At 40.1% G+C, this 11,657-nt stretch carries 9 protein-coding genes; 3 read left to right on the top strand and 6 right to left on the bottom strand.

Features of this window, described 5'->3' with window-relative positions:
* On the bottom strand, positions 1-1,058 hold a 1,058-nt coding region (locus VGE44_RS03515; RefSeq protein ID WP_331076373.1), incomplete at its 3' end, for a hypothetical protein.
* A 55-nt stretch (positions 1,059-1,113) separates the two neighbouring features.
* Positions 1,114-2,397, bottom strand: coding sequence for a tyrosine--tRNA ligase (gene tyrS, locus VGE44_RS03510; RefSeq protein ID WP_331076372.1), 1,284 nt, complete (start codon positions 2,395-2,397; stop codon positions 1,114-1,116).
* A 138-nt stretch (positions 2,398-2,535) separates the two neighbouring features.
* Here tyrS and VGE44_RS03505 point away from each other — a divergent pair, with 138 nt between their 5' ends.
* From VGE44_RS03505 to dapA, 3 genes are all read left to right on the top strand, one after another.
* The gene (locus tag VGE44_RS03505) at positions 2,536-3,213 is read left to right on the top strand and encodes a hypothetical protein (RefSeq protein WP_331076371.1); all 678 of its coding nucleotides are present in this window, start codon (positions 2,536-2,538) and stop codon (positions 3,211-3,213) included.
* Positions 3,214-3,464: 251 nt separating this feature from the next.
* Entirely contained in the window at positions 3,465-5,477 is a 2,013-nt protein-coding gene (gene ligA, locus VGE44_RS03500; RefSeq protein WP_331076370.1) for an NAD-dependent DNA ligase LigA, read from the top strand.
* 93 nt (positions 5,478-5,570) lie between these two features.
* A complete protein-coding gene (dapA, locus tag VGE44_RS03495; RefSeq protein WP_331076369.1) occupies positions 5,571-6,455 on the top strand; it encodes a 4-hydroxy-tetrahydrodipicolinate synthase in 885 nt (294 codons plus the stop codon).
* A gap of 67 nt (positions 6,456-6,522) precedes the next feature.
* Here the strand turns inward: dapA and VGE44_RS03490 are convergent, their stop codons facing one another.
* The 4 genes from VGE44_RS03490 to ftsA form a co-directional block, all read right to left on the bottom strand.
* The gene (locus VGE44_RS03490) at positions 6,523-6,723 is read right to left on the bottom strand and encodes a histone H1 (protein ID WP_331076368.1); all 201 of its coding nucleotides are present in this window, start codon (positions 6,721-6,723) and stop codon (positions 6,523-6,525) included.
* A gap of 276 nt (positions 6,724-6,999) precedes the next feature.
* Positions 7,000-8,241, bottom strand: a complete 1,242-nt coding sequence (locus VGE44_RS03485) for a pyridoxal phosphate-dependent aminotransferase family protein (RefSeq protein WP_331076367.1) — start codon at positions 8,239-8,241, stop codon at positions 7,000-7,002.
* 306 nt (positions 8,242-8,547) lie between these two features.
* A complete protein-coding gene (gene ftsZ / locus VGE44_RS03480; protein WP_331076366.1) occupies positions 8,548-10,161 on the bottom strand; it encodes a cell division protein FtsZ in 1,614 nt (537 codons plus the stop codon).
* Between the two features lie 125 nt (positions 10,162-10,286).
* Positions 10,287-11,639, bottom strand: a complete 1,353-nt coding sequence (ftsA, locus tag VGE44_RS03475) for a cell division protein FtsA (RefSeq protein ID WP_324488143.1) — start codon at positions 11,637-11,639, stop codon at positions 10,287-10,289.
* Positions 11,640-11,657: the final 18 nt, after the last annotated feature.

Genomic DNA, 11,657 nt, shown 5'->3' with positions numbered 1-11,657 from the left:
TCCTTTTTCCAATTTTCAATTGCAAATAGCTGCCTGATATTCCACAACATCACAACATTCAGAATGCCACCTACCGCGGTAAGCCCGAAAGTAAGATGGCTGATCAGCAAGGAGAAACGTTTGATCTGCTCCGAAAGTTTCAACTTCTCCTTCCCTTTCAAGTCTTCTTTAAGCTGTCTGCACATAGCCGACTTCCAGTTCTCATCCATTACTGCTGATATTGCTTCAGCAAAATGATTCAGAATCCTGCTCATCTTACCAATCATACTATCGGTTTTGAGGACTCTTGAATGATATTGTTGCGTCAGGATTAGATTGAATACAATCAGAACTGATAGCAGAATGAGAAGCGAAGGAATGAACCAGGAGCCAATCGCAGTGATTAAAAAGATAAATGGAATCCATCGAACATAAACTATTAGCCAGGAGGCTGACTTATCTATGCTTATATTCAGAAATTTGAAAAGCTCAGCTGACTGGTCCTCAGCAGCTTTATTTGCAAAAAGCAATACAGCCTGAAAATGATGCTTCCAGATTAAATTTGCGCCCAATTCAATCACAGCAAATTGTCTTTCCCGGATAACAGCTTTGCTAGCAGGTTCATTTAGCCAAGCGGCCAACTTCACAATACCCCCATTGGTAGCAGAGCGGTTAATCATCCCGAAAAGAGAACCTTTACCGAAAATATCCAGATCGGAAGAATAAGGATGCAGGTCATCAATAAATACTGAACCTTCGGAATAGATATTTTGCTTTCGGTCAAGGCTGTTTAATTCGTTGGAATGAACCATGCTCAGATTCCTGAAATAATCAACTTGCTTTTGAAATCGCAGCTGCCGGGCCACAAGCCATGCGAAGCCGAGAATAAGTAAGAAAACTAAAAGAAAAGAAAGCCAGATCAGATTATAACTGATCGACTTATAGAACAAAAAGATCCCGGCAATAAGCACAAAAAGGCGCAAAAAAGAATAAATATTGATTTGACGTTCAAATCTCTTTATCTCTGCATCACATTCATGTTGCTTTTCATGATAATACTCTCTGACGGTTTTCGGCAAAATTTATTGATAATAATTGGGGTTAATTATTTGGATTTCAGGGAATCAGGCAGTCTCAATTGGCAATGATCAGATAATAATTCTTTTTACCTTTTTGGGCAACAAGAAATTTTTCTCTGATCAGATCTTCCTTGGTAAAAACCTGTGCAGGGTCAGTTACTTTTTCCTTATTCACCGATACTCCGCCACCACTGATCATTTTGCGAGCTTCTCCTTTAGATGGGAAAACCCTGGTTTTTTCAGCCAGAAGATCGGTCAGATTGATACCCGAAGAAAATTCTGTTGCAGAGATTTCAAACTGAGGCAAACCATCAAAAACATCGAGTACCTCTTCATCGCTCAAATTATTAATAAATTCCAGAGAGCCGTTTCCAAATAAAAATTCGGAAGTTTTCAGTGCAGTTTCAAGTGCTTCTGCAGAATGACTCCTTATTGTAATTTCTTCTGCCAGTGCTTTTTGAAGGGTTCTGAGATGAGGGGCAAGGTCATGCTCCCGCTCTAATTCTTCAATCTGCTCTCTGGTTTTCAGCGTAAAGATCCGAATCCAGCTTTTAGCATCCGCATCTGTTGTATTCAACCAGAACTGATAGAATTTATAGGGTGAAGTCTTTGCAGGATCCAACCATACTGCGCCGCTTTCTGTTTTACCGAACTTTGTTCCGTCTGCCTTTTTGATCAACTGTGTAGTGATTGCAAAGGCATTTCCTGCAGCCTTTCTCCGGATCAATTCAGTTCCAGTTACGATATTACCCCATTGATCAGATCCACCCATTTGTACCTGGCAGTTCTTTTCTTTCCAGAGATAATAAAAATCATAGCCCTGAACAAGCTGATAGCTAAACTCAGTGAAAGACATCCCGGTTTCACCCTCAAGCCGTTTCTTGACTGAATCCTTTGCCATCATATAATTAACTGTCAGATGCTTACCTACATCGCGAATAAAATCAAGAAAGGTAAAATTCTTAAACCAATCATAATTATTTACCATCTCGGCACTGTTGGCACCGGTGTTGAAATCAAGAAATTTTTTCAATTGGTTCTCAAGACATTTTACGTTATGATTTAGAACGTCTTCCGAAAGAAGATTACGTTCGGCCGATTTACCTGAAGGATCACCCACCATTCCGGTTGCTCCGCCAACAAGTGCAAAAGGTTTATGTCCTGCCCGCTGAAAATGTATCAGTGTCATGATCTGGGTTAGATGCCCAACATGCAATGAATCTGCTGTAGGATCAAATCCAATATAACCTGATGTCATTTGCTTGTTAAGTTCTTCTTCAGTACCGGGCATGATATCATGCAGCATTCCCCGCCAGCGTAATTCTTCTACAAAATTCATTTTTTCTTATGGATCATTTGGAATGCAAATATAGCAGAATTGATAAACCTCTGCATGGCAAAATTTTCGTAGATTTATGTTCTTCAGCTATTATTCAGCTTGAATTAATCAATCAAATCCAATTAAAAAAACAGTAAAATGAACTTCCTTTCTCATTTTTACTTTGACAGGCACAGCGAAGACCCGCATCTGGTTTTGGGTACAGTTTTGCCTGATCTGTTAAAAAATGCAAGGAAGGACTGGAATTTGCATCCGGAAAGAAATGCAGAGCGGTTTAGCAGCAATTTCGAAAGTTCAATTTTAGAAGGCTGGAGACGACACATGATTGTAGACCGCAATTTTCATAACTCCAAATTCTTTACAGAACACACTGCAGGTATTAAAAAAGCGATCATCCCGGCACTAAAAAACTCGGTAGTTCGTCCATCATTTTTAGCCCATATCTCGCTGGAGTTGATGCTTGATAGTACACTTTTGACTGAGAATCACGTACAAACCGTGGATTTCTATTCTCATTTAAGACAATCAGACAGGGAAGCGATTAACAGATTTCTTAAACTGAATAATATTCAGGATACAAGCCATTTCTTTATTTTCTTTGATAAGTTCATCCAGTCTAACTACCTCGAAAGCTACCGTGAGAGTCATAATATCATGTATGCCTTAAACAGAATTTGCATGCGGGTATGGAAAGATCCACTCAATGATAGCGAAATACTTGCCCTTGGAGATATCCTGAACGATTATCATCAAAATCTGCTGGGGAATTATATGGAGATATTTGAGGAGATAAACGTGAAGTTAATTGACAGTTGACAATTGACAATTAGGCTTACAAGTTCATTGGAAAATTTTGTTAAAAATTTAATAGAAACTAGACATAAACAGCCCTTTTTAGGTAAACTAGTTAATCTCTAATTAATTGACAACAAGGGCTATGAGTTCATTGTAAAATTCTGCTAAAATTAAAAAAGACTTCTAAACTAGTTTAAAGTTGCTTAAGGAATCTCAATCCAATTGTCCATTTTCAATTGTCAACTGTCAACTGAATAAATTATCTTCGCTTCATGTCACTTTTCGAAATCAAAGAACGCATTGAAAGCCTTGTCAAAGAGCTTAATGAGCATAATTACAAATATTATGTACTGGCGCAGCCTGTAATTTCTGATTTTGAATTCGACAAAAAGCTGGAAGAACTGGCCGCGCTTGAGAAGGAGTATCCGGAATATCTGGATCCTGAATCGCCGACAAGAAAGGTTGGGGGTGATATCACTAAAGAATTTCAGACTGTAAAACATAAATGGCCCATGCTTTCGCTTGGCAACACTTATAATGAGCAGGATCTGAAAGATTTTGACGAGAGGGTTCGAAAGGCTATTGGCAGCAATTTTGAATACGTTTGTGAACTGAAGTTTGACGGACTCTCAATCAGCCTCAGCTATGAAAATGGAAAGCTAATCAGAGCAGTTACCCGCGGCGACGGAACACAGGGGGATGATGTGACCAATAATGCCAAAACCATACAAAGCATACCCAAATCGATTAAAGGAAACGGGTTTCCGGAGTCTTTTGATATACGGGGAGAGGTTTTCATGCACCGTGCAGCATTTGACAGGCTAAATAATGAACGTATTGAAAACAATGAAGTTCCTTACGCTAACCCGAGAAATTTTGCATCAGGAACGTTGAAAATGCAGGATTCAAGTGAAGTGGCTAAACGCCCCTTAGATTGCTTTTTATATTTCCTTTACGCCGATAAACTTATTTACAATACCCATTGGGAAAGTCTGGAAGCCGTTAAAAAATTAGGTTTTCATGTATGTGAGCATAGCAAATTGTGCAGTAATATTGAAGATGTGTTCGAATTTATCCACTACTGGGATGAGAAAAGATTCGGCTTAAGTTATGACATCGATGGGATTGTGATTAAAGTAAATAATTATTCTCAGCAGCAGGAATTAGGATTTACCGCAAAATCTCCTCGCTGGGCCATTTCTTATAAATATAAAGCACAGGAAGTGGAAACCATACTTGAAAAAGTTACTTATCAGGTTGGTCGTACAGGTGCAGTAACTCCTGTTGCGAACCTGAAACCGGTGCTTCTTGCCGGCACCACCGTAAAACGGGCTACACTGCATAATGCTAATGAAATTAAACGCCTTGACCTCCATGAAGGTGATACGGTTCTTGTTGAAAAAGGAGGGGAAATCATCCCAAAGATCATTGCGGTGAACACCTCCAAACGAAATCCGAATGCTATGAAGATCAGCTATCCGGATATTTGTCCTGAATGCGGAAGCAATCTTCAGAGAAAAGAAGGGGAAGCTGTTCACTACTGTCCGAATGATGAAGGCTGTCCACCACAAATAGTTGGTAAAATGCAGCATTTCATCAGTCGTAAGGCCATGAATATTGAAGGCTTAGGGCATGAGACCATTGAAGCCTTTTACAGAAAAGGATTTATTGAACACATCTCCGATCTTTACCTGCTGCATGAAAAAGAAGACCAGCTTAAAGAGATTGAGCGCTTTGGAGAGCGATCGATCAGGAATATGCTAGAGGGGATTGAAAAATCCAAACAGATGCCATTCGAAAAAGTACTTTTCGGACTCGGAATACGCTATGTCGGCGAAACCGTAGCAAAAAAAATCGCAGCATATTTTAAGGACATTGACAGTCTGATGAATGCCAGTTATGACGAACTCATTTCTGTTGATGAGATTGGAGAACGAATCGCCGAAAGCATCATCGAATATTTTAAAGAACCCCGCCATAGAGAACAGATCGAAGCACTTCGAATCCATGGACTACAGTTCGAATCTGTCCAGAATACAATCGAACTTGCCAGCAATAAACTGGCAGGTAAATCATTCATCATTTCCGGCATATTTGAGAAATACAGCCGCGATGAATTGAAAGACCTTATTGAAGCAAATGGCGGTAAAATTTTAAGCAGTATCTCCGCTAAATTAAATTACCTTGTTGCAGGGGATAATATGGGGCCATCTAAACTAGAGAAAGCTATGAAGCTTCAGATTCCCATCATTTCTGACCAGGAATTAGTCGAAATGCTGCAATAATTTTGAGATAATAGCCTAATATTCGCAAAATCGTTTTAATATTGAGCCATTCCGCTTAAATTAGCAGAGTTTCTATCGGATAAATATAGTATAATGAATAAATTTCATGGAACAGGAGTAGCCATTATTACTCCATTTAAGGCAGATCGGTCTGTTGACCATACTGCTCTCAAAACTGTGATCGACCATATGATAAATGGTGGTGTCGAGTACATTGTTTCATTGGGAACAACCGGTGAATCAGCAACACTTAACAGTGAAGAGAAACGGGCGGTTTGGGATACCACGATCTCACATGTGAACGGAAGGGTGCCCCTGGTAGCCGGGATTGGAGGCAATAATACATCTGAAGTATTGAATGATCTTAAGAAATTTGACGCAAAGGGATTTGACGCCATTCTTTCTGTTTGTCCATATTATAATAAACCTACTCAGGAAGGGATCTATCAGCACTATAAAGTCATTGCTGAAGAAAGTCCTCTGCCAATCATACTTTATAATGTTCCGGGAAGAACCGGGATTAATATGAGTGCAGAAACTACTCTGCGGCTTGCCCATGATTGTAAAAACATCATCGCCATGAAAGAGGCTTCCGGCAATTTTGATCAGTTTAATAAGATCATCAAGGATAAACCTGAGGACTTCCTGTTCATCTCAGGAGATGATGCTATTGCTTTACCACTGATATCTATGGGTGCAGTTGGAGTTATTTCTGTGATTGGAAATGCCCTGCCAGGGATATTTTCAACCATGGTTCGAATGTGCCTGGATGGAAAATTTATCGAAGCACAGCCTTTACATCACAGCCTGACTGAATTTACATCTTTATGCTTTGCCGAAGGGAACCCCGGAGGAGTCAAATCAGCAATGAACATGATGGGGATTTGTGAGGATCACATGAGACTACCACTGGTGAAAATAAGCGAATCAACTGAGAACAAAATCAAAGCCCAACTGGAATTATTAAATCAGATTTAGGCCAAATCATAATAACAAAAAAGGCCCTGCTTTGATAGCAGGGCCTTTTTTTGTTTGAATTGCAAAATTATTTTTTCTTAGCAGATTTTGCCGCTTCCTTGTTCTTCATAGTCTGAACTTCAAGACGAATAGCCTGAGCCAGGTTCTTTAAATCTTGCATTCCTTTTCTTACGCGAGTACCAGCAGCGCTGTTAGACTTACTGTAAAATTTCTCAGCATCCGCTTCCAGTGATTCGAATAAATTTTTTGCTTCAGTGAATTTTTTCATGTTTTTACTCCTTTAGTTTTGAGGTTAGTATTGTTTACTATAAGCTAATGTAAAATGTTTTTTTCATATAAAGAACAGTTGAAATAAATAAAATCATGCGTTTTTAGCGTTTTTTTCCACATTTTAAGCAGTTATGCACAATATTTACTCATTTTTAAATATTAATTGCTTATTATTCAATCATTTACAAAATAATGTAAAATAAAAATGCCCTTAGAAGCTATCTAAGGGCATTTTTATCCTTTAAAACTTAGGGATTCAAAGCTGAGTTGGAGATTATGCTCCGACAGTACTCTTCTCTTTATAATGTCCCTTTTTCAATTTTTCAGCAAGTTCACTGTAAGCATCAAGTGTACGGTTCACATCTTCAATTGTATGCAATGCTGTTGGAATAAGACGCAGCATAATCAAACCTTTTGGAATGACCGGATACATAACAATTGAACAGAAAATACCATAGTTCTCTCTGAGATCCATGGTAATGGCTGTAGCTTCCTGTAGCTCTCCCTGAAGAAAAACAGGAGTTACCATTGTATTGGTGACTCCAATATTAAATCCTCTTTGTTTGAGGCCATTTTGCAGGCTGGTAGCAATGAACCATAGCTTCTCTCTCAATTCGGGTTTACTCTTTAACAATTCTAATCTTTTCCTTAAACCTATTACCATTGGCATTGGTAATGACTTAGCAAACGTCTGCGAACGCATATTATAACGAAGGAAATTAGTGATCTCTTCTGTTGATGCAATGAATGCACCTATTCCGGCCATAGACTTTGCAAAGGTTCCGAAATATATATCCACACCTTCAATACATCCCTGCTCTTCATGAGTTCCGGCACCAGTTGGACCCATTGTTCCAAATCCATGTGCATCATCAATTAAAAGACGGAAATTGAATTTAGACTTCAGATCAACGATATCTTTCAATTTTCCCTGTGCCCCTGACATCCCGAATACACCTTCTGTGATTACCAGAATAGCGCCACCCGTATTTGCAACCCATCTGGTTGCTCTTTCAAGCTGCTTTTCAAGGCTTTCCATATCATTATGGGTATAAACAAAACGTTTCCCCTGATGAAGACGAACCCCATCAATAATACATGCATGCGATTCGGCATCATAAACAATAACATCATGTCTGTCGATCAGAGCATCAATTGCCGACATGATTCCCTGATAACCATAGTTCAATAAGAAAGCATCCTGTTTCCCCACAAACTCAGCCAGTTCTCTTTCAAGTGCTTCATGGTGATTAGAATTACCTGACATCATACGGGCACCCATCGGGTAAGCAAGTCCGTACTCTGCAGTTGCATCTGTGTCAGCTTTACGAACTTCCGGATGATTGGCAAGTCCGAGGTAATTATTCAAACTCCAAATCAGGTGCTCTTTACCTCTGAACATCATATGCGGACCTATCTCACCTTCTAATTTAGGGAAGGAGAAATAACCATGGGCCATTTTCTGGTGCTGGCCCAGAGGTCCCATATTTTTCGAAATTTTATCAAATAAATCCAATTGGTATAATTTTATTGTTAGCTTCTATTTGGGGCAAAGTTAATATTTAGCACGCTGATTCACAATATTAGATGTGAGATAGGAGATGTGAGATATGAGATGTGAGATGTGAGATAATAGGACAGGTTTCTAATGCCTGATTCAGGTTCAATTGCACACTGAATTAATACAAAAAGACAGGAGTAGTCCTGTCTTTTTCTATGTTAACTGTTATCAGTTGTCTGTTATCAGTAAATAGTACTCAATGTGAAATGAAGTCTTAATTCTCAACTCTCCATTCTCCACCCGATAGCTATCGGGTCTCAATTAATCGACGTTATCATGCAAAAATGAATTATTTGGCCTGATCTCAGTAATCCCCTCCTCTACGCTCAATGTGAAACGGGACACCTGTGACTCTGAAGAATGAGGAACATCGGGAAGGGACATTTGCTTACGTTTATAAGCAGGTTCGTTCTCAAGCTCCTGCAAGCCATTGGTTGTACGCAATTTCATACTCAGGTCTTTCAATCGGAGAATCCTTTCTTTAGACTTACGCAATTGCTCTTCTATCGATTCATCTGTTTTATTTTCATCAGGATTGAAGACCTGCACAGGGATTTCTTCTTCCTCAATTTCAGCAATAGGTTCAACTTCTACCCTGATCTCTTCTGTTTTGAGTTCAAACTCAAATGAAGGTTCAAGTGGAGCTGTTTCCTGAGCAACTGGAATTTCATCGCTCAAGGTATGGCGGATAAGATCAGCATCTTCTACTCTCTCTTCCTCTACTTTTGGAGCACTTTGAAAGTAGCCGGCAAAAAGATCAACCTGACTTTCTTCCCTGGTTTTTAGAACAGGTACATTTAATTCTTCATTTTTAACCTCCAGGAAGGTATTCTCTTGCACAGGCTTCACCAATGGCGCCTGCTCAGGAGTCAGAAGAGATACTTTACGCACCTGACTCTTTTCAACCTCACGTTCTTCCCTTGTTTGGAAACCTGTAGCAATAATAGTTACCGAAATCTTTTCACCAAGGCCTTCATCTGTACAATTACCCCAGATCAGATCGGCTGCAAGTCCGGCTTCCTGCTGAATGAAATCAGTAATGATACTCACTTCATCCATGGTCACTTCCTTATCACCTGAACTGATATTCAAAAGGATATAACGGGCACCTTCAATTTCATTATCCTTAAGTAAAGGAGATGCTAAAGCACCTTCCACTGCCCTCAGTGCGCGGTTCTCGCCCTCAGCAGCATAACTTCCCATGATTGCCACACCGCTCTCTTTCATCACGGTACGCACATCCTTAAAGTCAACGTTTATATAACCAGGAATAGTAATGATCTCGGCTATACCCTTTGCAGCAGTCGTTAAAATATTATCAGCCTGTGCAAATGCTGAACCCAGGGTAAGATTCCCAAAGATTTCACGCAAACGATCATTTGAAATAACCAGGTAAGAATCCACATACTTTTTAAACTCTTCCAGACCTTCTTCTGCCTGAGTCTTCCTGCGCTTTCCTTCAAATGAGAACGGAGTAGTAATGATACCTACGGTTAAGATATCCATCTCCTTCGCTGCTTTGGCAATAATCGGACTTGCACCAGTTCCTGTACCACCACCCATTCCGGCAGTGATAAAAAGCATTTTGGTATTGGTACCAAGCATCCGCTTGATATCATCAATATTTTCAATAGCAGAGTTCTTACCAACCTCAGGGATAGATCCTGCACCCATTCCTTCTGTTAAGCTCGCACCTAACTGAACTTTATTGGGTATAGGACTTAGTTCAAGAGCCTGTGCATCAGTATTACAAATAATGAAATCAACACCTGTGATTCCCTGACGGTACATATGGTTCACAGCATTACCGCCGCCGCCACCAACACCAATTACTTTGATGATCGATGACTTTTCTTTTAACATTTCAAACTGCATATTCTTAATTATCAGTTGGGTAAATCTTGTTCATTCTTAGACAGTTTACACTGTAAAACTAGCCAAATTTCCACGTTGCTTTTCCTTAATCATGCGATTGTGGGAAACTCCGCTATTGTGGAAAATTAATTTGTATAATCCTCATCCTTGATATCATCCTTGATGAATTTGGTGCTCGACTGCAATATCCATTCAAACATTCCCTGTCCTTTTTTCGGTTTCTGAATAGCCTTGGTTTTTTCAACAGGAGCACCAATAGACACTACTGATTCCTCGACCAGTTCAGCCTTTTGTATCCCCTTGATCAGCAGACCAATACCGGTTGCATACATCGGACTTTTTAATTCATCATATACATTCTTTGGTAACACATCATTTTTCGCCAAATGTTCGTTCGGATATCCGATACGGCTATCAAGCCCGGTTACAAATTCAACAAGCTGAGGTAGATGCTTCAGTTGAGCCCCGCCACCTGTAATCACGATTCCGGCGATCAGCTTCTTCTCATATCCTGAGGATTTAATTTCATAATAAACATGTTCGATAATCTCTTCCATTCTCGCCTGAATCACATAAGCAAGATTTTTTACGGATATCTCTTTAGGCTCCCTGCCGCGGAGGCCCGGAACACAGATAATTTCATTCTCCTTATTTTCCTCAGCAAGAGCTGAGCCAAAACGGGTTTTCAACAACTCGGCCTGATTACGCATTACTGAACATCCCTCCCGGATATCTTCAGTAACACTATTGCCACCGAATGGAATAACAGCCGTATGACGGATAATTCCTTCATGGAATATAGCCAGGTCGGTAGTACCACCACCGATATCAACCAGCACCACTCCTGCTTCTTTTTCCTCCTCACTCAGCACCGACTCAGAGGATGCAAGTGGTTCAAGGATCAGTTCCTGAGTTTCAAGTCCGGCGTTCCCAACACATTTCAAAATATTTTTAACCGCACTAACATGACCTGAAATGATGTGAAAATTGGCCTCAAGACGCACGCCTGCCATCCCGATAGGGTCCTTTATCCCCGGTTCATTATCCACGGTAAATTCCTGCGGCAATACATGAATAATCTCCTCTCCCGGAGGCATAACCAATTTGTACATATCCTCAATCAGCTTGTCGATATCCTTACGCTGGATTTCGGTATTTAATTCTTTACGGGTAAGGATACCGCGGTGCTGAAGACTCTTGATATGCTGCCCGGCAATCCCAACATTAACGATCTTAACATCCACATTTGATTGGGCGCTGGCTTCTTCAACCGCAAGTATGATTGCCTGTACGGTTTTCTGAATATTGGAAACTACTCCACGAGTAACTCCCGCAGATTCGGCTTTACCCATACCCAAAACTTCGATTTTACCATGTTCGCTCCTGCGACCAACGGTAACACAAATTTTAGTTGTACCGATGTCCAAACCGACAACTATTGGTGAATTTTTGGCTGAAGCTGAGTTAATTTGATCCATATTCTTTGTATTAAAAAA

This window comes from Daejeonella sp. (assembly GCF_036405355.1).
In the GTDB taxonomy this organism is placed as follows: Bacteria; Bacteroidota; Bacteroidia; order Sphingobacteriales; family Sphingobacteriaceae; genus Daejeonella.
This window is presented reverse-complemented; position numbering and strand designations above follow the sequence as displayed.